General features: G+C 63.5%; 19 protein-coding genes and 1 tRNA gene. 9 read left to right on the top strand and 11 right to left on the bottom strand.

Annotation, left to right across the window (positions count from 1 at the left end; translation table 11 throughout):
• Positions 1-260: 260 nt before the first annotated feature.
• The 4 genes from IPV69_RS19805 (at position 261) to IPV69_RS19790 (ending at position 4,374) form a co-directional block, all read left to right on the top strand.
• Positions 261-1,646, top strand: coding sequence for a sugar transferase (locus IPV69_RS19805; RefSeq protein WP_206291452.1), 1,386 nt, complete (start codon positions 261-263; stop codon positions 1,644-1,646).
• A gap of 241 nt (positions 1,647-1,887) precedes the next feature.
• A complete protein-coding gene (locus IPV69_RS19800) occupies positions 1,888-2,805 on the top strand; it encodes a WecB/TagA/CpsF family glycosyltransferase (RefSeq protein ID WP_206291451.1) in 918 nt (305 codons plus the stop codon).
• 94 nt (positions 2,806-2,899) lie between these two features.
• Positions 2,900-3,586 carry a sigma-70 family RNA polymerase sigma factor gene (locus IPV69_RS19795; protein ID WP_206291450.1) on the top strand — a complete coding sequence of 229 codons (687 nt, stop codon included), beginning with the start codon at positions 2,900-2,902 and terminating at the stop codon, positions 3,584-3,586.
• Positions 3,583-4,374: an anti-sigma factor gene (locus IPV69_RS19790; RefSeq protein WP_206291449.1), complete on the top strand. Its 792-nt coding sequence runs from the start codon at positions 3,583-3,585 to the stop codon at positions 4,372-4,374. Before IPV69_RS19795 ends, IPV69_RS19790 begins: the two co-directional genes overlap by 4 nt.
• A 16-nt stretch (positions 4,375-4,390) precedes the next feature.
• Here IPV69_RS19790 and IPV69_RS19785 read toward each other — a convergent pair whose 3' ends face one another.
• The 5 genes from IPV69_RS19785 to IPV69_RS19765 form a co-directional block, all read right to left on the bottom strand.
• Positions 4,391-4,687 carry a hypothetical protein gene (locus tag IPV69_RS19785; RefSeq protein ID WP_206291448.1) on the bottom strand — a complete coding sequence of 99 codons (297 nt, stop codon included), beginning with the start codon at positions 4,685-4,687 and terminating at the stop codon, positions 4,391-4,393.
• A gap of 13 nt (positions 4,688-4,700) precedes the next feature.
• Positions 4,701-6,161, bottom strand: coding sequence for an MATE family efflux transporter (locus IPV69_RS19780; protein ID WP_206291447.1), 1,461 nt, complete (start codon positions 6,159-6,161; stop codon positions 4,701-4,703).
• Positions 6,162-6,357: 196 nt separating this feature from the next.
• Positions 6,358-8,658, bottom strand: a complete 2,301-nt coding sequence (locus IPV69_RS19775) for a hypothetical protein (RefSeq protein WP_206291446.1) — start codon at positions 8,656-8,658, stop codon at positions 6,358-6,360.
• Positions 8,659-11,336: 2,678 nt separating this feature from the next.
• Entirely contained in the window at positions 11,337-13,325 is a 1,989-nt protein-coding gene (locus IPV69_RS19770; protein WP_206291445.1) for an LTA synthase family protein, read from the bottom strand.
• 227 nt (positions 13,326-13,552) lie between these two features.
• Entirely contained in the window at positions 13,553-13,801 is a 249-nt protein-coding gene (locus IPV69_RS19765; RefSeq protein ID WP_206291444.1) for a hypothetical protein, read from the bottom strand.
• A gap of 760 nt (positions 13,802-14,561) precedes the next feature.
• Between IPV69_RS19765 and IPV69_RS19760 the strand changes: the two genes are divergently transcribed.
• Positions 14,562-14,795 carry a transposase gene (locus tag IPV69_RS19760; RefSeq protein WP_206291443.1) on the top strand — a complete coding sequence of 78 codons (234 nt, stop codon included), beginning with the start codon at positions 14,562-14,564 and terminating at the stop codon, positions 14,793-14,795.
• A gap of 45 nt (positions 14,796-14,840) precedes the next feature.
• Here the strand turns inward: IPV69_RS19760 and IPV69_RS19755 are convergent, their stop codons facing one another.
• The 4 genes from IPV69_RS19755 to IPV69_RS19740 form a co-directional block, all read right to left on the bottom strand.
• Entirely contained in the window at positions 14,841-15,380 is a 540-nt protein-coding gene (locus IPV69_RS19755) for a DUF2716 domain-containing protein (RefSeq protein ID WP_206291442.1), read from the bottom strand.
• A 656-nt stretch (positions 15,381-16,036) separates the two neighbouring features.
• Positions 16,037-16,813, bottom strand: a complete 777-nt coding sequence (hisF, locus tag IPV69_RS19750) for an imidazole glycerol phosphate synthase subunit HisF (RefSeq protein ID WP_206291441.1) — start codon at positions 16,811-16,813, stop codon at positions 16,037-16,039.
• A 106-nt stretch (positions 16,814-16,919) separates the two neighbouring features.
• Positions 16,920-16,992, bottom strand: a tRNA-His gene (locus IPV69_RS19745).
• 175 nt (positions 16,993-17,167) lie between these two features.
• Positions 17,168-18,160, bottom strand: coding sequence for an IS110 family RNA-guided transposase (locus tag IPV69_RS19740; protein WP_206290195.1), 993 nt, complete (start codon positions 18,158-18,160; stop codon positions 17,168-17,170).
• 658 nt (positions 18,161-18,818) lie between these two features.
• Between IPV69_RS19740 and IPV69_RS19735 the strand changes: the two genes are divergently transcribed.
• The 3 genes from IPV69_RS19735 to IPV69_RS19725 all read left to right on the top strand — a co-directional run bounded on the left by IPV69_RS19735 (position 18,819) and on the right by IPV69_RS19725 (position 22,775).
• A protein-coding gene (locus IPV69_RS19735; RefSeq protein WP_206290836.1) for an IS3 family transposase occupies positions 18,819-19,951 on the top strand; the annotation gives its coding sequence in 2 pieces (ribosomal slippage) (positions 18,819-19,064 and positions 19,067-19,951; 1,131 coding nt in all).
• A 441-nt stretch (positions 19,952-20,392) separates the two neighbouring features.
• A complete protein-coding gene (locus tag IPV69_RS19730) occupies positions 20,393-21,718 on the top strand; it encodes a serine/threonine-protein kinase (protein ID WP_206291440.1) in 1,326 nt (441 codons plus the stop codon).
• Positions 21,719-21,920: 202 nt separating this feature from the next.
• Positions 21,921-22,775, top strand: a complete 855-nt coding sequence (locus IPV69_RS19725; RefSeq protein ID WP_206291439.1) for an NAD(P)-dependent oxidoreductase — start codon at positions 21,921-21,923, stop codon at positions 22,773-22,775.
• 116 nt (positions 22,776-22,891) lie between these two features.
• On the opposite strand, the gene IPV69_RS19720 is transcribed toward IPV69_RS19725, so the two are convergent.
• The gene (locus tag IPV69_RS19720) at positions 22,892-23,749 is read right to left on the bottom strand and encodes a deoxyribonuclease IV (protein ID WP_206291438.1); all 858 of its coding nucleotides are present in this window, start codon (positions 23,747-23,749) and stop codon (positions 22,892-22,894) included.
• A 3-nt stretch (positions 23,750-23,752) separates the two neighbouring features.
• Positions 23,753-24,103: an immunity protein Imm33 domain-containing protein gene (locus IPV69_RS19715; RefSeq protein WP_390884422.1), complete on the bottom strand. Its 351-nt coding sequence runs from the start codon at positions 24,101-24,103 to the stop codon at positions 23,753-23,755.
• Between the two features lie 277 nt (positions 24,104-24,380).
• Between IPV69_RS19715 and IPV69_RS19710 the strand changes: the two genes are divergently transcribed.
• Complete coding sequence (locus tag IPV69_RS19710; protein WP_206291436.1) at positions 24,381-24,851, top strand: GtrA family protein; 471 nt, start codon at positions 24,381-24,383, stop codon at positions 24,849-24,851.
• Positions 24,852-24,927: the final 76 nt, after the last annotated feature.

The raw sequence follows: 24,927 nt of genomic DNA, 5'->3' as shown, positions 1-24,927 counted from the left end.
ATGTTCGAGCGTGCCCGAGCGCCGGAGACATCGATCGGGTCACACCGGCGCTTACTGGCGTCAGTGTGTTCTGAAATCTCGTGCCAGTTCGGCCGCGTGGGTGCGGCTTTGGTACGGGTGTCTGGAACGACGCGTCCCCGGCCGGTTTTGGTCGAGGCGTGCGTTCTCGCTGTGTATTGAACGATGAGACTGAAAGGCAGTGGCGTCCCGACTCGGTCGGGCGTTGCGTGCGTTTCAGGCTTACCAAGAGGGAAGGCCTTATGAAGTCCGTATCGGATCGATTGACCAAGCGGCGATCGCTGTCCCGCACGCTGTGGCGAACGCTCGAAAGCCTGCCGACGTCAGAGCAGATCGAGCGATTGATCACGCGTGAAGTCGCCCGCGCCGAACGCAACGGGCTCCATTTCTCGCTCGTTTTGTTCAGGGTCAAGCGAGGCGGTCGCCTCGGATTGAATGAAAAGCGCCTGGCCCTCACGCTGCTTCGGCGGGTGCGGGTGACCGACGAAGTCGGCTGGTTTGACGCCGACCACCTCTGCGCCGTTCTGCCCGATACGTCGAGCCAGGGGGCGCAGATCTTCGCCGACTCAGCGTGCGACATGGTCGCCCGGAAGGGTCCCCGCCCGATCGCGGTGGTCTACAGCTTTCCCTTCGACTGGATCGACGGCGACAACGACGATGACGACAACGACCGCCCCGGTGGCAAGGGCCCCGGCGGACGCCACGAACCGGCCGCCAGGGCGCGGACCGATCTGCGAACCGACCGCCTGGGGCTTGGCGATCTCGTCGGCGAAGACGCCGCGCACAACGGTCACCATCACAACGGCCATAAAGGTAACGGCAAGCAGCGGCATGACGACCCTGCACCACTGAACCGCCACGCCGGCGGTGGTGTCGCGGTCATGGAGGCCCCGTCGGCGATCGCCGAACTGCTTCGCGCCGCCCCGGCGAAAGATCCGCGCACGCTTGGCGCACTGGGGACCGCCCCGCGAACCGATGGCGCGAACGTGGGTCACGAGGTTAAGCCGATCCAGGACCTGCTCGTGCGCCCGATGCCGATCTGGAAGCGATCGCTCGACCTGTTCTGCGCGCTGGGCATGATCACGATGCTGTCCCCGCTGCTGCTGGTGGCCGCGGCGATGATCAAGCTCACGAGCAAGGGCCCCGTGATCTTCAAGCAGAAACGCGCCGGCTTGGGTGGTCGGCCCTTCACGATCTACAAGTTCCGCACGATGTGCAACGACGCCGAGGCCAAGAAGAAGGCCCTGCGCCAGTTCAGCGAACAGGACGGACCGGCGTTCAAGATGGCTCGCGATCCGCGCATCACGCGGGTCGGTGCAATCCTCCGCAAGACCAGCATCGACGAGCTGCCGCAGCTGTTCAACGTCGTCAAAGGCGACATGTCGCTGGTCGGTCCGCGTCCCCTGCCGCTGGACGAACAGGACGCCGCCGAGACCTGGCAGCAGCGCCGGCTCGACGTCACACCGGGTCTGACCTGCATCTGGCAGATCACCGGTCGGAGCAAGGTCAGCTTCGCGGAATGGGTGCGGATGGACGTCGCCTACATGCGTCGCCGGACTATCTTCCATGACCTGGCGATTCTGTTCAAGACGGTACCGGCGGTGCTGTTGCGCCGCGGTGCCCGATAACCACCGGCAAACCAGACGTTTGAATTGTATGTTGCGTCGAGGGGTTGGGTGACCCCTCGACGCCGTCCCCCTGTTTTCGGGACGCAGCGGCACTCATCGCCGGCCGGGAAGCGGCTGCCGGTGGGTGCCGAGGATGTTCTTTAGGGAAGAAGCACGGAGCGAGGTCCGAGGCGCTGTGTCCACACGCCGGGGCGACGCATTCGTGTCCCGTGGGTGAATGATGACAACGCTGACTGCTGAAGTGAAGAGTTCCTCGGTTACGTTCCGAGCTCGCGCCGAAGTTTCGACCTCTCATGCCGCCGCGCCGGCCGTTACGCCGGTCCGGTTCCCCGCCAAGGTCGAGCTGTTCAACGGCGTCATGATGACGCCAACCACTTACGACGATGTCGTCGACGTCTGCATCAACGCCGCCAAGGCCCGTCAGCCGGCAATCACCGCGTTTGCCGCCAATCACATCCTGGCGATGGCGGCGGGCGACGAAGCGTTCCGCGCCCGCATGAACGATTTCGACTTGGTCGCGCCGGATGGTCAGCCGGTCCGCTGGGCGATGAACTACTTTCACGATGCCGGCCTGACCGACCGCGTTTACGGCCCGGAACTGACCCGCCGTCTGTGCCAGGCTGCGGCTGAGCGTGGGGTGAGCATCTACCTGTTCGGCGCGACCGATGCGGTGATCGCGAAACTCTGCGAGAACCTGCATGCGATGTTCCCCAAGCTGGTCATCGCCGGTGCCGAAAGCCCGCCGTTCCGTCCGTTGACCCCCGAAGAGGACGCGGCGGCGATCAAGCGGATCAACGACAGCGGCGCGGGGCTGCTGTTTATCGGAATCGGCGCTCCGAAGCAGGAGAACTTCGCCCACGCCCACCGGCACAGCATTAAGGCGGTGCAGCTTTGCGTCGGGGCGGCGTTCGATTTCCACGCCGGCGTCAAAGAGACCGCTCCCGCCTGGATGCAGAAGCGCGGCCTCGAGTGGCTCTACCGTCTGACCAAGGAACCCAAGCGGCTCTGGAAGCGGTACTTCGTGACCAACACGCACTACCTGGCGTTGTTCGCCAAGCACGCGGTTCTGAAGAAACTCGGCAAGTTCCCCAGGCAGCAGTCTACCTCGTCGCGCCCGACCGATTCAGACCTGGACGACGAATTGACCGTCGCGGCCTGAGTGCAGGCCGGCGTGATCGGGTTCTGTTGCGCCGATTCTGCCCACATCCATTCTTCGCTTTGCCACGTATAGAATCGCGTTGGCGCGAGGTTTTTTGCCCGTCGTCGCCACAGCAATCCGCCGCTACGATGCGGCACGCGTGGGAGAGCACACATCGACATCTCCGCCTGAATCCGCAGCGGTCGATCCGTTGATCGATGCGCGGCTCATGCGCGCCGTCTCGGCGGGTGACCGCGACGCGATGGGCGCGTTGTACGATCGTTACGCCCCGCGGCTGTTCGGGCTGCTGCTTCGGATGCTCGGCAACCGAGCCGAGGCCGAGGAAACGCTGGCGGACCTGTTCTTTGAGGTGTGGGACCGGGCCGATCGGTACGATCCGGATCGGGGCTGCGTCGCGACCTATCTGACGACATTGACCCGCAGCCGGGCGATCGACCGCAGACGCCGCCGAACCGCAAGGCCGGACACTGACCCTGCCCGATCCCGCCCGGTCGATGCCTCCGACGCCGACACCCCGTCGGGTGCGTCGCCGTCTCCGCTGTCGGGGGTGCTGTTCGAGGAACAGGCGGCGGCTGTCCGGCGTGCCATGAACCGGCTCGACTCGGCCCAGCGAACCGCGATCGAACTGTCCTTTTTCGACGGCTTGAGCCACAGTGAAATTGCCGATCAACTGAATCGTCCGCTCGGCACAGTCAAAACCTGGATTCGCCAGGGGCTCGGCCGTTTGCGCGACGGCCTTCAATCGTATTCTGACCCGCAGGAGACCGGGCAACGCCCATGAACGACCGGGATCGACTAGACCTCATGCTCGCCTATGCCGCCGGCGCCCTCGAAGGGCCGGAGGAACAGGCGGTGCGCGCGCGTCTGGCGGAGGGCGATCCCAGGCTGGCCGCGGCACTCGCCGAGGCCGACGAGATTCTGGCCCGGCTCAGTGCCACGGTCGAACCGGTCGCGCCACCGGCATCGCTCAAATCAAGCGTACTTTCGTCGCTACCAGACCGTCGTCAGCACTTCTCGAGCCCCCGGATGACGGGGGCCGCATCTCCCGCGCCGGCGCGAGCCGCCTGGCCACCCCTGCGGCTTGCTGTCGCGGCGGCGGTAGCGGCGATACTGATCGGAGGCGGCCTGATGTACGTTGCACTGCAGGAGCGATCGACGCAGGTCGCTCGTTTGCAGGCTAAGCTGGCCGAGCGCGAAAGGCAGCTTGGCGAGACACAGGATGTTTTCGGATCGGCCGACACGAAGCTGACGGTCCTGAAGCCTACCGACGCCGGCACACAGGAATACGGCCGCGTGATCGTCGATCCGACGCGTCGGCAGGTGAAGGTCTACATCTACAGTCTTGTCCCGCCGCCACCAGGTAAGACGTACCAACTCTGGCTGATGCCCGAGGGGGGCGGCAACCCGGTCCCCGCGCCGGTGTTCATGGTCGATGCCACAGGCCGTGCGGTCATCACGGCAGACATTCCGTCGAACGTCAAAGCGGTTGCCGGCGCAGCGGTGAGCGTCGAGCCTCCGCAAGGTTCGGCGTCGCCGTCGAACGTAAAGCTGCTGTCGAAGGCAATCTAGACCGCTCGGTGGCGTCTCAGCGAGAGACGAGAAATACCGCGACAGGCACGATGATCGCCAGCAGGTTGGCAACAATTGCCACGAAGGCAATTCGACGGTCCCAATATGGCGTAAAGAACGCGAGAACGCCCATCAGCAGTCCGAGAATGCAACCGCCAAAGGCCAAGCCCCAGTACGACTCGTGAGCCTTGGTCGACCAACAGACGAGCGGTCCGACACCCAACATCGCTGCGAACATGACCGCTGAAGTCCTCGGCCGCTCTACCGGAGCTTCCCGGTTGTAGTCGAGGATGGGCCTGGGCGGATCACTCATCCATTTCTACCGATCACACCTTCACGTGCTTCCACCCGCCATGGATGAACCGCCCGGTGATCGCAGCGCCGCGGAGCGTCAGTTCGATCGCAAGCACGACCCACACCGCTTCCAGCCCGTAGTGAAAGCCCTTCACCAGCACCAGCACGCCGATCAGCCGAAGCCCGAGTTGACTAACAATGTTGATCAGCATGACGGCGACGGTATCGCCGGCGCCGCGCAGGGCGCCGGCAAAGACGAGCGTGGCGGCAAATCCGACCTGCGAAAACGCCGTGATCGCCAGGCACCGCGCCGCCAGATCGACCGCAGCCGGATCCGATGTCATCAGCATCGCCAGATGACGTCCGGCAAAGAAGAATCCGAACGCCCAGCAGACCATGACGGCAATCGCCAACCAGGCGGCGGTCCAAGTCACTCGCACGGCGCGCGCGGGGTTCTTCTGTCCCAGGCTCTGGCCGACAAGCGTCGCCGTCGCCGTCGCGATCGCCAGGCCGATCATAAAGCTGAGACTCTCCACCCGAATGGTGACGATGTGGGCCGCCGCGCTGACGTTGGTCGCATCGAACTGGTTGATCGTCCGCAGGACGACGAAGTTGGCACTCCAGGTCAGTCCCCCTTCCACGCCGTTGGGCAGTCCGATCCGGATCAGTCGGCGGAGTGTGGACCAATGCGGTCTCAATCGGTGGCGGTACAGCCTGACGCGCGTGCCGCGGGCAAGCACCGCCAGCAGGATGACCCCGCCGATCACATACGCCACGACCGTGCCGATCGCGATTCCTTTGAACCCCAACTCCGGGAACCCCAGGTAACCGCGCGAAAGCACGAGGCTAAGGAAGATGTTGACCAGGTCCACGACCACCATCGCGATCGCCGGCGACAGGGTGTCCCCCGCGCCCCGCAGCACCGCCCCCGCGGCCACCGTCACCAAGCTGAAAGGTAGCGAGATGGAGAGGATCTGGAAGTAGTAGCGGGAGTAGTCGTGCGCCATCCCCTTGAGCTGCGTCAAGTCAGACAGCGGCCCGGCGAAGATCGCGAACAAGATCGCGGCGATCGTCCCCAGCAGGAGGCTCGCCGTCACCGATTGGCCGGTCACGCTGCTCGCGAGCGACCGATGCCGGGCACCGACCGCCCGCGAGACGATCGCCGTCGCACCGGTGGCGATCGCCATCGCGATGAGGTTCACAAACCAGAGGATGTAAGCGACAGTCCCCACCGCCGCCGTCGCGGCCGATGCCTCGGTCTCCAGGTGTCCGGCCAGATAGGTGTCCGTCAGCCCCACCAGCATGTGCAGGATGTTCTCTGCCAGGATCGGGAGCGACAGCAGTACCAGCGGCCGAAGAACGCCATTCTCCTGATTCGACAGCGGCCCCGATGACGGCGACGCCGTGCTCAGACCGTCGACCTTCCGCGACGCGAACGTCTCCGGAAGGACAGTGTCTGGGGCGGAATCGGTGCCGGCGGTCGCACGCGTCATGGCCGAGTCACAGTCTAGTTAAAACGCTATATCAGCGGAACAGGACATTCTCAGGCATTTGTCTGCGCACCGAAACCTGCGAGCGATGTGAGCCGGACGCATGACCCCGCCATTCATTGATGAAACGCCAAGCCCAGGGATGGTCGTCCCTGGGCTTGGATGAGTCTGCAAGATCGTCGTCAGCGAACAACAACCATTACTGTGCCGGTGCCGCGACCGGGTTAAAGCCCGGCCGATCCAAGATCAGCGGCTTGACCTGCTCGGTCGTCATGTTCAGCGCGCCCAGCGCCTCGGCGGCGGCCGACTTCACGTCCGGCGTCTTCTCGTTCGATGCCGACTTGCGAAGCGTGTCGATCCGCGTCTCGTCCAGGCGTCCGCCGAAGAACTTCACATTCGCCGCCAGCGCCTTGTACATCGGGATCTTGACGTCATCTGCCGTCTTTTCGTCGATCGCCTTGTCGCACAACGCCGACTGAGCCTTGCTCGAATCCAGCAGGCCGACGACCTGTGCCGCCGCCTTGGCCAGTTCCACGCGGGAATCGCCCAGCGAAGACAGCAGGGTCGGCTCGATCGCCAGGATGTCCAGCACCTGGCCCCGGCTGATGGCGAGCTTGTTCATCACCGCGGCCGATCGGACCGCGTATTCCATCGCCGTTGCGTCATCCACCGGAACACCGCCGGCCCGCTTCTTGCCGGCGTTGATCGCTTCAACCAGCAGGTCCGGTGCGTCGGTCGTCGCGGTCGTTGCCGACAGCCGCTGATCGCTCAGTGCCGCGCGGAACCAGGGGCTGCCCTTGCCCGCGACCATCACGACCTTCGCCGAGTGATCCAGCCGGGCGCTGTCCGATGCGATCGCAAACAGCTTGCGAAGCTCATCCGGGTTGACGTCTTCGGCGACCAGGATCGCGTCGATCGACGGCAGCGTGGCCGATTCCGCGATCACCTGTGCCGCGTTGGTGCCGCCGGCCGTCCGGAACTTGTCCTTCAGTGCCGTGCCGATCTTCTGCACATCGGTCGGCTGATTGGCAAACACCAGCACGCCGGGCGTGCCGGTCTGCGCCAACGCCTCACCCAGCAGCACGATGACACGCTCCTGGCCCGGGAACGGACGCTGCGGAAGACCTGCCGCCAGTGCAAGCGCCGCCTCGTACCGCACCGTGCGATCGGGGTAACGCATCGCGTCGATCAGCTGGGTGCCGGCCATGTTGCTCTGGCCGGTGATCTCCGCCATCGACTTGATCGCCTTCAGCGTGATCAGCGTGTGCACCGACCGCTGCGTCGGATCGATCGAGGTGTGTCCGTCGCCGTCGTTCATCGACCGGCGGATGACGGCATTGAGGTGCTGTGCACCGATGCGGACGTTCCAGTAATGGGCCGTCAGGTCCGCGTACGGATAACCGACTTCGCCCTGCGGGGCTTCGACTTCGCGCTTGTTGTTGGCCGCAAGCCACAGGCTGACGGCATCGCCGGTCGAGCCGTGCTTCATCGCCAGTTCCGCGGTGCGGATCGCCATGATGTCGGCGAAGATCGCGGGGGGCGCGTCGCGATGAACCAGGCCGCCGGCGTCATCCCAGAACCAGACGCGGGCCTTGGGCTCGCGGGGGTCGGGCCGGATCGCGGCCAGGTTGTAGTAGTACTTCTCGGCCAGTTCGTAGAACAGGTCGCCGGCGCGAACGGTCTTGACGTTGATGCCCTTGCGTGCCAGTGCCGCCGAGATCGACGCCTTCAGCGCCGCCGGCGAATTGGGGTCTTCGACCTTCGCCACCAGGTACGGGATCACCTCGTTGTACTGAAGTTCCATCAGCACGTCGGCGATCTTCGCCAGCAGGCCCGGGTCCTTCATGTCGGTCGCGGCGATCAGGGGTGCCACCACCCCACCGCCACGCAGGTTCGCCATCGCGTTCAGGATCGTCGCGTGCTGGTTGGCCTTGGCGTTGTCGCGCAGCCGGTCGAGCATCAGCGGCACGGCGATCTCGCCGGCCTGCTGCAGGCCGAGCAGGCCGTTGTCCCGTTCGCGCTGGTTGCCGCTGAGCTTGTCGATGTTCTGTGCGATGACCTGAGGGTCACGCACATGGGCCATGCGGATCTTGTTGAGCTTATCGACGAGCTGCGCGGTGACGTCCTTCAACTCGGCCTGGTCGCGGAACTTCGCCAGCAGGGTGTCGAGCGGGATGCCGCGGTCCTGCGCCATGCGTTCGGCGGTGCGGACCAGGACGATGTCGTCGGGGCGGGCCACCAGGTTGGTCGCCTCGGTTGCCGCCAGCGTGTAGTTACCGATCAGGTAGTAGTGGAGAAGGTTTTCGACGTTCTGCACCAGGTCGGCATCTGCGGTGCCGGCCGAGGGCGCGGCGGGTGCAGCTGCGGGTGCCGCCGGTGCTGCCGGAGCAGCGGGCGCGGCCGGGTCGGCCGGTGCCTGCGCGACCACGTTCGAGGCGAACGACCCGACGATCGAGACGGCCAGGGCAAGCCCGGACAACTTCTGCTGCAGGCACTTCATGGGAACTGCTCCAATGATTCGAAGGAGGGTCGTGGACGGGCGGATCATCACTACTAATAAGGTCCACGGAAGGTCGAACGTCGGCACCAACTCAACAACCCGTCCGCAGCGGCTCTATCGGGGTGGGATTACTTCCGCACGTGCCGCCCGGTCGGGGAACCGCAACTCTCCGCCGAGTCCGTCCAGACCAGCCGCCGCCAATCGCTCACAAGCATTGATCAACTAAGGCTTTTCGCCAAGAGCAAGATAGATGCCGCAACGGGGGCCTGTCAAGAAAACTCTTGAGCGGCTTCTGCGGCGGGTGTGGCCGTTTTCCGGGCGGCCATTGTGGTGCGGGCTTCAGCCTGCATTTCCGCTGCACGAACATCGTTAGTTCCATACCGCCCGGAAAAAGGGTCACGCCCTCTCCCGCCGCCGGGCAGCCTCGCCGCCGGTGGCTTTGATTGTGCCAAACGAACCCGGCGGGCGTCCCGTTAACGGTACGTTAAAGCGAACTTTTCGGGAATCGCAGTGACCCAGACCCGACGTCGGGTCGCGTCTTTTGAGCCTCGAACAGGCGCCAGAACCTTAGCCCAGGGCGCTGGCCCGGCACTGCCGGGACGAGCCCTGGGTTGGCGATTCACCAGGATCGAGCCCTGAAGGGGCGACAGAGCCGTCGCAACAGAGCCGCTGCCACAGAGCCGTCGCCACAGGGCCGTCGCAACAAAGCCGTCGCCCTGCCCACGCCATGGGTTCTGCCGCTCCGTCAGGGCTCTTTCAAGGCTCAGAGATTGCCCAAATCGCCCGAACCGCCAGATCATGCCGAACCTCCTATCCGCCGGCCGGTCGCACTCACCCTGCCGCCGCCGCACACGAACGCCAAACGAACCCAAGCCGACAGTGCCAAACGAACCCAAGCCGACTTCGCCAGACGAAACGCCGTTGCCCCGTGGCATGGGCAAGTACGCTTGCCCGTGAGCGTCGGACGCCAAAAGGCACGGGCATGCGTACAGGCCCACGCCACAGGCCCATCCGCCGAACGAACCCAGCGCAACAGTCCGCACCTGTTTAGCGGTCGCACCGCAGGTGCACGCTTCCCAGGCGACTCTCACATTCCGCCAAACGAACCCAAGCCAGCCGCGGATCCGCCAATCGAACCCAGCAAAACCGTCGGTACCTGTTTAGCGGTCGCACCGCAGGTGCACTCTTCCCGAACGACTCTGACATTCTGCCGAACGAACCCAAGCCAACCGCACGCCGCCAAACGAACCCAAGGCGACCGTCGGCTTCCCGCGTCTACCTCCCACCTCCCGAAACAAGACCACTCGGCCCGCTCCGTTAGCGCGCATGACGTTCCGAAAGAGCCGCGCACGAAATAAGCGGGAACGGCGCGACAGTGCATCTCACGCCAACGGCGCGACACTATGCCCCACGACCGCTTACTTCGTGCACGGCTCCTGACGAGAAGTCATCCGCGCCGCCGGACCGTCCGAGTCAACACCCCAATGCCACCAAGAGGGCGGGCCACACGACCCGCCGACAGTACCATGTCATTCCGCCACGCGCCACCCGGTCCGACACCCCGTCCGACGACGGATCACACCCGCGACGACCAGGCACCAGGCAGCACAAGCCCACCCCGGCCGAACCCCCGAAGGCGTCCGACCCGGGCAGGCAATCAGTACGGTATATGTTAAGTCGCGGGTATCCGATTTGCAAGTAGAATCCGTGGAAACCACAGGGCTGGGATGCAGCGCAGGAAGTCGGCACTTGCGTGTTTTTGGGGTGCCATGGGTTGCGGTACGCCGCTGCCAGGCAAGGTAGAGGATCTTGGGACGACGGACCGACCCTTGGGAACGCCGGCCCGAGGACCAGCGGGACCCGAAAAAGAGTGATGTCCCCTTTGTGTGCAAGGAGAAGCTGTATCTGAGATGAGAGTAGGCCCCTCGCAGTCGAGCGACAGGGCTTGGCTGCAAACCGGCTCAAGCTGCGGTGATAAAGAGTCATCGTGGTGAGCGTTGAGCGAAAAGGCGCGGCAGGACCGCGTCAGGTAGAGTCCATGAAGGCGAACGCAAGTGAACCGCTGATGAAGGGTCGTAACCATCCCAGACGGCGTCAAAACCGGGGCCTTAAAGGGAGTCCCGGGAGCAGTGTCGGCGGAGACCTGTTTGCGACCGACACGACGTCCGGCCTTAAGGCGGCGCGAGCATGGATTGGGCTCAGATACGGAACCTTGGAACCTGTCGCTTCGATGTAAAGGGAAAAGGCGCAAGCGGAGACCCCGCGAGGCTGAAAGTACCGACGTGGGAGGCTTTGCCTCCCCGAGGGAGGTTGCACCTCCCGTTGCGAGGCACAGGGGCGGAATGATCCGTAGTAGCGAAGATCGGCCGTAACCGGCCGGGACGGCCAGAGGGCGCGCATTAATGCGTCGCCTGGCGGCGCGAAGGGATCGTGTCATCCAGTTCTTGTTCAACGAGTCAACCGCGGGCGACCGCGGGAAGAACTCATGGCCGAGGACAAACCGGTGTGGTGAGGCCGGGGATGGTTGGAGCCGGATGAGTCGAGAGGCTCACGTCCGGTTTTGGGAGAGCGGGAGGGTGCGAATCCCTCCCGCCACTCACCTCTTCGTCCTTTTCTTCGTCCTTTGATTTCCCAAATTGTCGCCGCTTTCAGCGGGAGGAGCTATAGGCGTAAGTAAATTACTTGAAGGGTTCTGTCGTCATGCTCGTAAACTCCGGGAAAAGCGACGGCGCGCAGAACTGGCTGCCGAAGAAGATGTCATATTCGATCGTCCGGAGCGTTTCGAGTCGCTCCGTCGCGCCCGGCGGGGGCTTGAACGATGCCTGCCCGTCGGGGCCGATGTAGAGATCCACCCCGATTCCCGGGCAGGCCTGCGCCACGCTCTCCAGGAATTCGGTGTAGAACGGGTGGCGAATCCCGCACCGCCGCAGCAGCGCCGGCACGAGCAGCGCGACGCTTCGCTGGGACTGGTCAGGCAGGTCGCTCGCGGCCTTTCCATCGCTGGCCCACAGGAAGGCCACCGTCGTGAACATGCGTGCCTTTTTTGACGCAACGGGGTCGTTCTCCCCAGGCAGCAGCGTCTTCTGCAACTCCGGGATCCCGGGCAGATGGTCGCCATACCCCAGCACGACAACCGGCCGATCGAGTTTGCCGAGCCCTTCGAACAGCGTCTTGATCGACAGGTCGAGCCGCGCAATCGCGCGGACGTAGCCGTCGAGTTGCGCGTCGCCGGAGCGGTTCGGCGGGTTCATGATCGTGACGTCGGTCATGCTCTTTCCGCTGCTGACGTACGGCCCGTGGCTGCCCATCGTCGCGGTGAAGACGAACATCGGCTTGTCGGCACCCTTGAGCAGCGTCAGCAGGCGATCGACGGTCGCGCGGTCGGCGATGTATGCGTCGTCATAGTCGGAGGGCGAAAAATCCTCGCGGGAGATGTGCTGTTCATATCCCAGCAGGGGGTAGAGCTTGTCCACCTGGAACAGCCGGCGGGCATACGGCGCGATCGCGGCACTGCGGTAGCCGTGGGCGCGGAAAAGCCATGCCAGCGTCGGAACGGGTCTGCCCTTGGGCAGCACAAGCTGATACGGCAGGTTGAACGGGTCGGGGAAGAGCGACGTCGAGAACGCCGTCGTCGCCTCGAACTCTGAGAAGATGGATCCGCCGCCGTACTTGGCCGTCAGCGTCCGGATCGAGCCGGAATCGCGCCAGAGCTTCTCGATGTTCGGCGTGGGGTTTCGCGAGAGCGTGAATTGGGGCACGTCCTGGATCCGGAATAGGGATTCCAAGTGGAGGATGATGACGTGCGGCGGGCGCGCGATGCTTGCGGCATTGATCGACGGACTTCCGCCCACCAGGTTCCGGGCGATTCGCTTCATGTCGTCGCCGCTGGGAGCGGTGGCTGCATTGGCCCGGGGCTGGATGTCGTGCATCAGCTCGCCGGTGAGTTTTTCGATGGACTGCCGGCTGTACTCCTCTGGCGGGACCAGCCGCTGGCCGTCGGTCTTGAGGTTCAGGGTGAAGCCCAGCAGCAGTCCGGCCTCGCGGTAGGCAGCGCGCGATAATTCAACGCGTGCCGGGATGCCGAGCTCGCGCGTGATTTTCGCCAGCGGGGTTCCCGGGCTCAAGATCAGCGTCGCCAAAGGCAGGCCGCAGGCGATTCCGATCGCCGCGCGCCGCCGCCATCCCAGCGTTGGATGGCGCATCCGCCGGTCGAACCACCATCCGGCCAAGGGCATTGACAGTGCCAGCGGCACCAGAAGCACCTGCCAACCCTTGACGAAGTTGATCCCGACGGCCCAGAAGTCGTCGATCATCCGAAGATCGCTGGGAAAGAACGGGTCGAACAGGAAATCCTGTTTGAGCCGGTTGATCACGCCGATCAGCATCAGCGGGAGCAGCGCCAGCCCGAGCCCGGCCAGGAGCCGGCCCGTCACCGCGATGCAGAACCACGTGAAGAACAGGATGAGAAGGTAATTGAGACAGAAATAGCCAGGATTAGCGGCAAGGAACCGGAAAAAATGGGCTGGTTTGGCGCGGCTGCACTGTTCGAGGAAGAACAGGACGATAAAGCAGTGAACGGGGATCCCGATCCAGGTGGCGCCGAGCCACTTTCGCTGCACGCCGGTTGCAGGCTGGGGCGAGTTTCTCGGCGAAGCGTCGTCAGTCATGCTGGTCCAGATGAATAGAACTGTTTGTGCAACGGCTTACCGTCAGGTCGGAAATCGGCGATTCTGGAATCCAAACGCCCTTGAGCTCGCCACATTACCATCGGGCTCAAGTGTTTTCGACGCCAATAGTGCCAGTTTTTGCCTGACGGCAAACCGTTATCTGTTTGTTAGCATGATGCCCGCAGTGCCTGGTCTAATAAGTGTGAGCCGGTCGCGTGGGACTTCGCTTATGGCGGGGATACGCCGCTTCGGCTGGCGGGCTGGGTGACGGGCGGCTCTGACCGCTTGATCTTCAGGTGCTTGTCGAGGAACGCGACGACCCCGGGCCGAAGGTCGACGGTTACCTCGACCCATGCCGCGTCAGTGATTTTCTTCGGCAACCGGGTGCTGGAGACCGGCTTGGGCGCGAGCGGGATTGTCACCGTCAGCCCAGCCGGGTAAGCGAGGGAGAGGTGAGTGGCGGGAGGGATTCGCACCCTCCCGCTCTCCCAAAACCGGACGTGAGCCTCTCGACTCATCCGGCTCCAACCATCCCCGGCCTCACCACACCGGTTTGTCCTCGGCCATGAGTTCTTCCCGCGGTCGCCCGCGGTTGACTCGTTGAACAAGAACTGGATGACACGATCCCTTCGCGCCGCCAGGCGACGCATTAATGCGCGCCCTCTGGCCGTCCCGGCCGGTTACGGCCGATCTTCGCTACTACGGATCATTCCGCCCCTGTGCCTCGCAACGGGAGGTGCAACCTCCCTCGGGGAGGCAAAGCCTCCCACGTCGGTACTTTCAGCCTCGCGGGGTCTCCGCTTGCGCCTTTTCCCTTTACATCGAAGCGACAGGTTCCAAGGTTCCGTATCTGAGCCCAATCCATGCTCGCGCCGCCTTAAGGCCGGACGTCGTGTCGGTCGCAAACAGGTCTCCGCCGACACTGCTCCCGGGACTCCCTTTAAGGCCCCGGTTTTGACGCCGTCTGGGATGGTTACGACCCTTCATCAGCGGTTCACTTGCGTTCGCCTTCATGGACTCTACCTGACGCGGTCCTGCCGCGCCTTTTCGCTCAACGCTCACCACGATGACTCTTTATCACCGCAGCTTGAGCCGGTTTGCAGCCAAGCCCTGTCGCTCGACTGCGAGGGGCCTACTCTCATCTCAGATACAGCTTCTCCTTGCACACAAAGGGGACATCACTCTTTTTTGTTGACCCTCGCCTCTCGCCTGCCCTCCTGGCTACCTTCGGCGGTCATGCCACGCACCGCCCGCTCCATCGCCGCCGGGGGATTCTACCATGTCCTGAATCGCGGCGACGGACGGCACAAACTCTTTGTCAAAGACGCCGACTACGACGCGTTCTGCCATATCCTCGCCGACGCACCTTCGTGCGATACCCGGTCAAACCTCTACGCTTGGTGCCTGCTGCCCGACCACTGGCACATGGTGCTGTCGCCGGAGCGCGAGGGCGAGAACGAAAAAGAGTGAGGCGTGGTGTCCCTTGAGGTGTGGTGTCTGTCTTCGTTTCTGAGCTCAGGGCAGACCGCGCTCGCCCGTGGTCGGAAAGGACATGCCGTCCCGCCGAACGGGCTTGTTGAACAACGCCGGCGGATTGGCTTTCACCAGGCCCGGCAACGTCTGCCCGAAGATGCAGACCGAGCCCTCCCACGGATGACCGAACAGCCCGTCGCGAAGATCAGGCGTGAGGAAAACGGTGTAGTCGCCGTGAGGCAGCACACTGACGCCCCAGGCGCGAACGTCGCGGGAATCGAAATCGCGGTGCGGATAGAACCGCCAGCCGACATGCCAGTCCATGGCGTAGAACCATCCGCCGGGCGGGACGATGGTGCGGAAGTAGGTCAGAAAGCTTTGATTGACGGTCCCCCGGATGGGACGGAGCCAGGGGTCGTCGTGCTCGTACGCTTCGGAGATGTCGTAGGTCGTTGACGACACGGGTTCGACGATGCCCGGCCAGTCCTGTTTATGGATGGAGGGTCGGAACCGGAAGGTGGCCGTGAACAGGCCCCAGGCGCGGTCGTATTCGTGTGGTGGAAGTTCTTCCCAAGCGTCCATGGCGGTGACCTGCGCAGCTTCGCCGGGGGAATGACCCAAGCGATCATGCAACAACAGTATCCGCCAACGGCTGGGGGCTGGTTCGCCCGCGATCAGCCGGTTCCTCGAATCGACGACGTGGCAATTGTATGACTTGCGGCGAAAAAGGCGAGGCGCACTACGGGGCCGGAGAAGACCCACCACGGAGGCACGGAGACACGGAGGATCGCTTGAATCCTCAGCGCTTTATCTCGTATGGCAGGGGTCTGGGAAGATTCAGGGACTGAAAACCAGCAGCCTGCTCATCGCGCGGGCATCGTGGGTCGCCCGGCAACCCTCCGTGTCTCCGTGCCTGCTCCGAGAACAGCGTTTGACGTCCGGGTGCGCAGGCCCGACGGGCCGCAATCCTATCGCCCAGGGCAACGCCCTGGGACATTGGAAACACTCGGACAAGGCCTGAAGGGCCGCAATACACCGTTCGATATCCCGGCCTTTCAGGCCTTGCGAAAAACTCGGTGCCGATACCCAGGGCGTTGCCCTGGGCTATAGAATCTCGGCGCTTCGGGCCTGTTGTGTATCGGCGTCACTTTTCATCATCTCGGTATGAGGCCCGAGGCCTCAAAATGAACTCCGTGGTGAGTCTGCCGCCCGGCCGAGCTTGAGCTCGGCGTTCCCGGTCAGACCACCCGCACCGCGACGCCGTTGTCCGCCAGGTAGGTCTTCACCTGCCCTACGGTGTACTTGTTGAAGTGGAAGATGCTCGCGGCCAGGGCGGCGTCGGCTTTGCCTTCGGTTAGCACCGTCAGCATGTGCTGCGGGCTTCCCGCCCCGCCGCTGGCGACTACGGGAATCTTCACCGCTTCGCTGACCGCTGCGGTCATCTCCAGGTCATAGCCGGCGGTGGTGCCGTCGGCGTTCATCACGTTCAGTACGATCTCACCGGCGCCCAGCGCCTCAGCCCGCTTGCTCCATTCGAGCACGTCAATCCCCGTGGGCGTTCGGCCGCCGTTGACGAAGACTTCCCACCGCTCCTGCCCGGTGACGGCGTCTTTCACGCGGTTGGCATCCAGGCCCAGCACCGTCGCGCACCGGCCGAACTTGCGGGCCACCTCCGCCAGCAGGTTGGGCGTCTTCACCGCGGCCGAGTTGATGCTGACTTTCTCCGCGCCGGCCTGGATCAATCGGGTGGCGTCGTCCAGCGTCCGCACCCCGCCGCCCACGCAGAGCGGCATGAAGCACTCTTCGACCACCTTCGAGACGAGGTCGGCCATGATCTGCCGCCCCTCGTGGCTGGCGGAGATGTCGTAGAACACCAGCTCGTCGGCGCCCTGGTCCTGATAGCGCTTGGCCTGTGCGACCGGATCGCCGGCATCGACATGGTCAAAAAATTTGACGCCCTTCACGACACGGCCCTTGTCGACGTCGAGGCAGGGGATGATGCGCTTGGTAAGCAAGGGGATGGCTCCAACGGCAAAGGCACCAATGCAAATGGCACGAAGGCACACAGGAAAGCCAATTCCTTCGTGCCTTCGTGCCTTCGTGCCTCTTGCCTGCTTAACGGGTGACCGACGGGATTTGAACCCGCGACGTCCAGGACCACAACCTGGCGCTCTACCAACTGAGCTACGGCCACCGACAATCACCGCCGAGACGCTGCTCAGCGGGCCGAATATTGTGCGCCAGAACCGGCCCGGAAGTCAAATCAGAAGCGGGCGGGATGAGCGAGAAGCATCAGACGACAAGCACGGCCGAAGAGAAGAGCACCACGGAGCGGCTGTGTGCTTTTTCAAGTGAACGCTCCAGAAAAGTTATGACGCGAACTTCGAGTCCCAATGGGTCTTGTTCTTCACCATCTCGTTCAGGATGACCAGCAGCTTACGCATGCAGGCGGTCATCGCGACTTGGTAATGCTTGCCACGCCCGACAAGACCATCGAAGAAACGCCGGAACTTGTCGCAGCGTTGCCGGGCATTGAACGTCGCCATGTACAGGCAGTTTCGAACGTGATCCCGCCCCCCGCGGATATGCCGCTGGCCGCGTTGCGTGCCCGAGTCGCAGTTGAGCGGCGCCAGGCCGACGAGCTTGGCGATCTCCTGGCGGTTGAGTTTACCCAGCTCCGGCAGGCTGGAGACCAGCTGGTTAGCCGTTTCGGGCCCGATGCCGGGCACCGAGTCGATGATCTTCGACGTATTGTGCCAGTCGTCGTCGCCTTCGATCAGCTTGGCGATCGCGCGGTCCAGATCCTCGATCTGCTGGTTGACCAGCCGCAGCAGCTTCGTGGACTGGGTGGCCGCCAGCGTGGGCAGTTGTCCCTGGCCGCGGTTGCGTTCGGCGACCCGGACCTGCACCAGGCCGCGACGCCGGGAGACCAGGTCGGCCAGAACCGTCTGTTTCTCCGGCGTTTTGGCGGTAATCCGCGGGTTGAGCGCCCGTCCGAACGAGGCGATGACCTGGGCGTCGATCGCGTCGGTCTTCTCGAGCCTGCCGTCGGCGACGGCGAAGGCGCGGACGTTCTTGGGGTTGACGACCGAGACGTTGACGCCGGCCTGAAGCAACGCGGCGGCCGCGGCGCGGTGGTACCGGCCGGTGGACTCCAGGACAACCAGGCGAACCTTGTGCTGACGCAGCGTGGCGACGAGGCGTGCGACCCCCTCGTCGTTGTTGCTGACTCGCAGCCGCTGGGCGACGACATCAATGAAGACGTCGAGCTGATCCTTGGCGACGTCGATGCCGGCGACCGGCAACGAGACATCGGACACCGCGGCGGACGGAACGGCGTTGCTGTTGGCTTCGTGCTGCATGGTGGCTTCCCTGCCTTGCGAATACGAACTCCGCCGCCGGGGCGACGGGTTCAGTCGGCTGTTCGGGTTAGTCGCACGCGACGAACGACGATCAGGCTCCGTGACGACGTCCATGACGGCGTCTGGGCACGAACGATCTGTCGTCCGCCGCCGCTTCGCGGGCTTCTCGCTACGCTTCGAAGCCCGCGAAGCGGCATGCGGCATTGAACCATCAGACGGTACGGAATCCAACATACAAGGCACGGCGACACGGAGGGTAACTCGGCCTGCGGTAAAGTTGCCGAAGTGACAATCCGTCCACCGTTCAGACGGCTCTTGATGACAATGATCTGACCATAACTCCGAATCACGGTACCGAACGCCCGACTCGGGTTACCTTCCGTGTCTCGGTGCCTGCTCCGAAAACAGCGTTCGACGGCCGGGTTCTCAGGCCCAACGGGCCGCAATCCTATAGCCCAGGGCAACGCCCTGGGACATTGGAAACACTCGGACAAGGCCTGAAGGGCCGCAATACACCGTTCGATATCCCGGCGTTTCAGGCCTTTGCGAAAAACTCGGTGCCGGTACCCAGGGCGTTGCCCTGGGCTATAGAATTGGCCTTCCCCACGTTTGGTGGGCGCTCACTGGGCAGGATACCCTCCTGCCGAAGGAGCTGGCCATGCGTCGTAGGAAGTTCACTCGTGAGTTCAAGCTGGGTGCCGTCAAGCTGGTGCACCAGCAGGGCCGATCGGTAATGCAGGCGGCTAAGGACCTCGGCGTCGATCCCAAGTGCATCCGCGAATGGATCGAGAAGTACACGGCCGATCCCGACTCGGCCTCGCCGGCGGCGATGGCCAAAGAGCTGCAGCAGCTGCGCACCGAAAACGCGCGTTTGCGAATGGAGCGTGAGATCCTAAAAAAAGCGACGGCGTTCTTTGCCAGCCAGCAGGAGTGAGGTTCGCCTTCATTGCCAGCACGCTCGACGACTATCCGCTGGCAGCGTGTTGCCGGGTGTTGTCGGTCACGCGCTCGGGCTTCTACGCCTGGAGGTGTCGTGCCGACAGCGAGCGACAGCGTCGGCGTCAGGAACTGCTCGTGCGGATCCGCGACGTGCACGAGGCCAACCGCCAGGTGTACGGCAGCCCGCGGATCTACCAGGTGCTCAAAAGCGAGGGTCAAAGCGTGTGTGAGAACACGGTCGCTGCCATCATGAAGCAGGCGCAGATCCGAGCCAAAGGTCGGCGTCGTTTCGTGCCGCGTACGACCGACAGCGGGCACGGGCAGCCGGTGGCGACGAACGTACTGGACCGGCAGTTCGCCGCCGAGGGTCCGGACCGCAAGTGGGTGGCGGACATCACCTACGTCGAAACCGCTGAGGGCTGGCTTTACCTGGCGGGCGTGCTGGATCTGTACTCGCGGAAGATCGTCGGCTGGTCGATGACGCAGCACATGCGTACGGAGCTGGTGGCCGAGGCGTTGCAGATGGCGATCGCGCAGCGGCAGCCTTGCAAGGGCCTGCTGCACCATAGCGACCGAGGAGTACAGTACGCGTCGGAGGACTACCAGCATTTGTTACAATCGCACGGGATGGTGGTGAGCATGAGCGATCCGGGCGAGTGCTGGGACAATGCGACGATGGAGAGCTTCTGGAGCACGCTCAAGAGCGAGCTGATGGAAGGGACGAGGTATGCGACGCGGGCGGAGGCCCGGCAGTCGATCTTTGAGTACATCGAGGTGTTCTACAATCGAAAGCGGCTGCATAGCACGTTAGGCTATCAGAGCCCCGAATCGTTCGAGGCGAGCCGCAGTTAACCCAACCCGCGCCCACCAAACGTGGGGAAGGCCACCTCTCGGCCCTTCGGGCCTGTTGTGTATCGGCTTCACTTTTCATCATCTCGGTGTGAGGCCCGAGGCCTCATGATGTCCTCCGTGGTGATCCATCCGGCGTCTTGCCGTTCGTCTGGTTCGTCGGACGATGTCGTTAAGACCGGTGCAACCCGTTTTCTCGTCTTGACAGGCTGTTGCGACGCGCCTAGTTTCTGCACGTTCCTGTCGCTCCTGGCGGTCGCTCCGCCTAACATTTCGGACTGAGGACCCGGATCGACACAATCCGATACAGGTCCTTGTCATATCGGTGCTTGGGTGCAGATTTTGTTATCCGGTTGCCGCGCCCTTTCGCCTGTGTCATGCTCTTTGTTGTTACGCAGCTTGTGGCGCTTCCCGACGCGTGCCACGGCAGTGAGTTGAGCAGCCATGTCGCAAACCGATCGATCATCTCGCGTGGATTTGTCTGCCGCCCCGGGTCTGTCGCAGTCTGGCGGATCGATATCGGGGCAGATCGCCCCTTCGCTCGATTCCGAGGTCGCAAGGCTGGTGGTCGAGAGCGGCCTGGTGACCCAGCAGGAAGTCAGTCACTGTCGCGAGCAGCAGAAGCAGTCGTCCGACCCCAACCAGCGCAGCCTGGCCGACCTGCTGGTCGAGAACAGCTTTATCACTGTCACGCAGGCCCGCCGAATCAAGGGCCAGCTCGAAGACCGCGACAACAGCCAGATCCCCGGATACCAGTTGATCTCCCGCCTGGGCAAGGGCGCGATGGCGACCGTTTATAAGGCCCGGCAGACCTCGCTTGATCGCATCGTCGCCGTGAAGGTGCTGCCGAAGAAGATGAGCGAGAATGTCGAGTTCGTCGAACGGTTTTATAAGGAAGGACGCGCCGCCGCCCGGCTGAGCCATAACAATATCGTGCAGGCGATCGACGTCGGTTCGTCGCCCAAGGGGTATCACTACTTCGTTATGGAGATGATCGAGGGCAAGACGCTCTACGACATGATGGTCCCCCCGCCGCACGGCGACGGGCACAAGTTCTCCGAGGAAGAGGGGTTGGACATCATGATCATGATGGCCGACGCCCTGGCCCACTCGCACCAGCGCAATTTGATTCACCGCGACGTGAAGCCCAAGAACATCCTGATGACGCCCGAAGGTGTGGCGAAGCTGACCGACATGGGTCTGGCGCGCGCCCAGGACGACAAGGAAGCCGCCGAGAGCGAAGCCGGCAAGGCGTACGGCACGCCGTATTACATCAGCCCGGAGCAGATCCGTGGCGATGTCGATATCGATCACCGCGCCGACATCTATTCGCTGGGCGCGACGATGTACCACCTGCTGACCGGCCGTCCGCCTTTCGAGGCCGACACGCCCGCGGCGGTGATGCACATGCACCTCAAGGCCCCGCTGACGCCGCCGGACCATATCAACACGGCGTTGTCGAGCGGCATCGGCGAGATCATCGAAGTATCGATGGCCAAGCGCCGCGAGGACCGCTACGGCAGCATGGAAGAAATGCTCGCCGACCTGCGTGCCGTGCGCGCCGGCCATCAGCCGCAGTTCGCCCGCCGACAGGCAAGCGACGACGACCTGGCCGCACTGGAAGCGACCGGCAAGACGGTCGATATCCTCCCGCCGGTGCCGGCGAGAGTGAACCTGTGGAAGGAGCCGATCGCGGTGGTGATCGCGATCGTCGCGGGGGTGTCGGTGCTGGTGAACCTGATCCTGATCGGGATTCTGGCCAGCAAGTAAGACGGACTTGGCGGGCTCTGGCGATTAGCGGTCGCACCGCAGGTGCACTCTTTCATTCCCCTGCCGAACAGAGTGCACCTGCGGTGCGACCGCTAATCGGCTTAATCCCTCGACCTGCTCACTCGGCTTAATTCCTCGTATTTCCACGATCCCCTCACGTCCCTGCGTTGACCTGCGCTCTAAAACCCATTGTCATTGCGATATGAACCTCGCATTCATTGGAACTGGAATCATGGGCCTGCCGATGGCCGGGCATCTGCTGGCCGCCGGGCATCGGGTGACGGTCACGTCGCGCACGAAATCGAGGGTCGAGCCTCTGCTGGCCAAGGGGGCGACCTGGGCCGACTCCCCCGCCGCCGCGGCGAAGGACGCCAGCGTCGTCTTCACCTGCGTCCCGGATACGCCTGATGTCGAGTCGGTCCTGCTCGGCAAGGGTGGCGTGATCGAATCGGCCCGCGCGGGCCTGATCGTCGTCGATCATTCGACGATCTCCCCCAGCGCCACCCGCGAGATGGCCGCGAAACTGGTCGAGCGCGGCACGACGCTGCTCGATGCTCCCGTCAGCGGCGGCGACATCGGCGCGAAGAACGCCACCCTGTCGATCATGGTCGGCGGCGACGCGGCGGCTTTCGCAACCGCCGAGCCGCTGTTGCGGCACATGGGCAAAACGATCACCCACTGCGGCGGCATTGGAACGGGGCAACTCACCAAGCTGGTGAACCAGATCCTGGTGAGCGTGACCAACCTGGCCGTCTGCGAGGCGCTGACGTTCGCCAAGAAGGCCGGCCTGGACCTGCCCAAGACGATTCAAGCGGTAGGCGGCGGCGCGGCGGGCTCATGGCAGCTCACGAACCTTGGCCCGCGCATGATCACCGGTGATTTCGCGCCCGGGTTCATGATCAAGCTGCAGCAGAAGGACCTGCGCCTGGTCGCCGAGGCGACGAAGGAATTGGGGCTGGATTTGCAGGCGCTCCAGCGGGTGACGGAATTGTTCGATCGCGCGGGAGCCGAAGGTCGAGGCAATGAAGGGACGCAGGCGCTGTTTGCGATGGTGTAGACGGTTTCGCGCAAGGTTAGCCGCGACCCGAAGGGGAGCGCGGCCCGTGACCCGCGATGAAGGTCCCCGCGTTGATCGACACGCACTGGGGTCCCCGCGCTCCCTTCGGGTCGCGGCTAACCGGAAGACTTCATCAGACCCTGCAATACTTCGAGGTTCACCGCGTCCCAGTCCCTTCCGCTCTCGTGTTTTTCCTTCGCCGTCTCGAGGATTTTCGGCACGTTCGCAAACGCCTTGTCGCGGACGATCGGCTTGAACCCGTCCAGCCCGATCTTGCCGATGCCGATGTGCTCGTGACGATCGACCCGGCTGCCGAGGTCTTTCTTGCTGTCGTTGAGATGCCAGACCTTCACGCGGTCGATGCCGATGGTCTTGTCGAGCTCTTTCATGAACGCGGCATACTTACGGCCGCGGAAGTCGTAGCCGGCGGCGAAGAGGTGAGCCGTATCGAGACAGACCGCCAGGCGATCGGGGGTCTTCACTTTTTCGATGATTGTCGCCAGGTGCTCGAGCTTGTAGCCGAGCGAGCTCCCCTGCCCGGCGGTGATCTCCAGGCACGTCGTCACCCCGCCGGGCTTGATGCGGCTGTGGACGATGTCGAGCGCCTTGGCGACGCGAATGAGCCCGACGTCTTCCCCCGCACCCAGATGCGCGCCGGGATGCGTGACGAGGTAAGGAATGCCGAGCACCAAGCACCGCCGAAGCTCTTCCTGGAAGGTGTCGATGCTCTTGTTCCAGAGCGCGTCATCCTGCGACGCGAGGTTAATCAGGTAGCTGTCGTGGCTGACGGTCTGGGCGAACTTCAGCCGATCGCGGTGGGATGCCCAGTTCGCGACGACGTCATCGGCAAGCGGCGGCGTGGCCCATTGGGCCTGGTTCTTGGTGAAGACCTGAACGGTGGACATGCCGAGCGTCTCGGCGGCGAGTAACGCCTTGTGCATGCCGCCGGCGATGGAGAGGTGGGATCCAAACATCCGTCAAGACTCCGACAAAAGTTCCCCGTCAAACCAAACGTCCTCGTGGCCGTCTGCAATCAGAAATCGCCAACCCGGTGCAAGTCCGAGAAACGGAATGATGATCGGACACCATTCTTGCAAATGCTCCACGTGAAGCGGCACGAAGAAATCTGGTGCTTGCAACATCTCGCCACCCGCCCAGACAAACCATCCAGTCGTACCATGAGCGGGGCGGATGCGCAATCCGTGGATCGGCAAGACGCCATCTCGCACGCTCCGGGAAATCCCAACCTTTAGATCCAGCGGCGCAGCCATAAACTCCGACTTGTACTTCTGACAAATCTGCCGCTGTCTGTCCATCAAGGCATTCATCCGCAAGGGTTCAGAATCGGGTAAAAACCTGCGAGGTCGTCTGGCCGAGCGTCTCAGCGCCAAGCAACGCTCGTACATGCCGATCCAAACATTCTCGAAGTACTTTAGCGGCTCGTCGGTCTGATGCTAATGCTTACGCGAACACGAATCGGGCACGACGGATTCACGCCGGTGTCTGAGGTACTCCGAAGACCCGGATTCTTGCAGCGGGAAAGCGAAGCATCCGGGTCTTCGGAGTACCTCAGACACCGGCGTTATCCGATCATCCAGAGAGACAATGAGCGATCAACACGCCACATCAGTGAAGGCAGAGACGCACAACCGCTTCGCCTCCGTCCTCACCGCGTCCGCGATCGTCGGCATTGTCGCCTCGATCGTCGATTACGGCGTGCTCCTGCTGGCGGTCTGGCTGGGGATGGCCGAGCGCTGGGCGATCATCCCGGCTTGTGTGGCGGGGATTGTCGTGCAGTTCTTTGGCAACCAGCGTTTCGCGTTCAAGGCCCACACCCACGGCGACCGCGGCGCGTTCGGACGGCAGGTCTGGCGGTTCCTGCTCGTCGAAGCGCTGACGCTGCTGCTCAACGCCGTCGTCTACAACCTGCTCCGCGAAGCGGCGGGCATCGACTACCGCTGGGCACGCCTTATCGCGGCGTTCGGGGTGTACATGCTCTTCAGTTTGCCGATGTGGCACTGGGTGTTCGCGAAACCGAAAAGCGAAGCAAGCGTGGACCTGCGGTCCGACCGCTAATCGGGGGCACGTCACACCGAACGAAAAAAACCGCAGATCCCGCAGGTTCGCATTTTAATCTGCGAAATCTGCGAAA

The sequence above is a fragment of the Humisphaera borealis genome, from assembly GCF_015169395.1.
In the GTDB taxonomy this organism is placed as follows: Bacteria; Planctomycetota; Phycisphaerae; order Tepidisphaerales; family Tepidisphaeraceae; genus Humisphaera; species Humisphaera borealis.
This window is presented reverse-complemented; position numbering and strand designations above follow the sequence as displayed.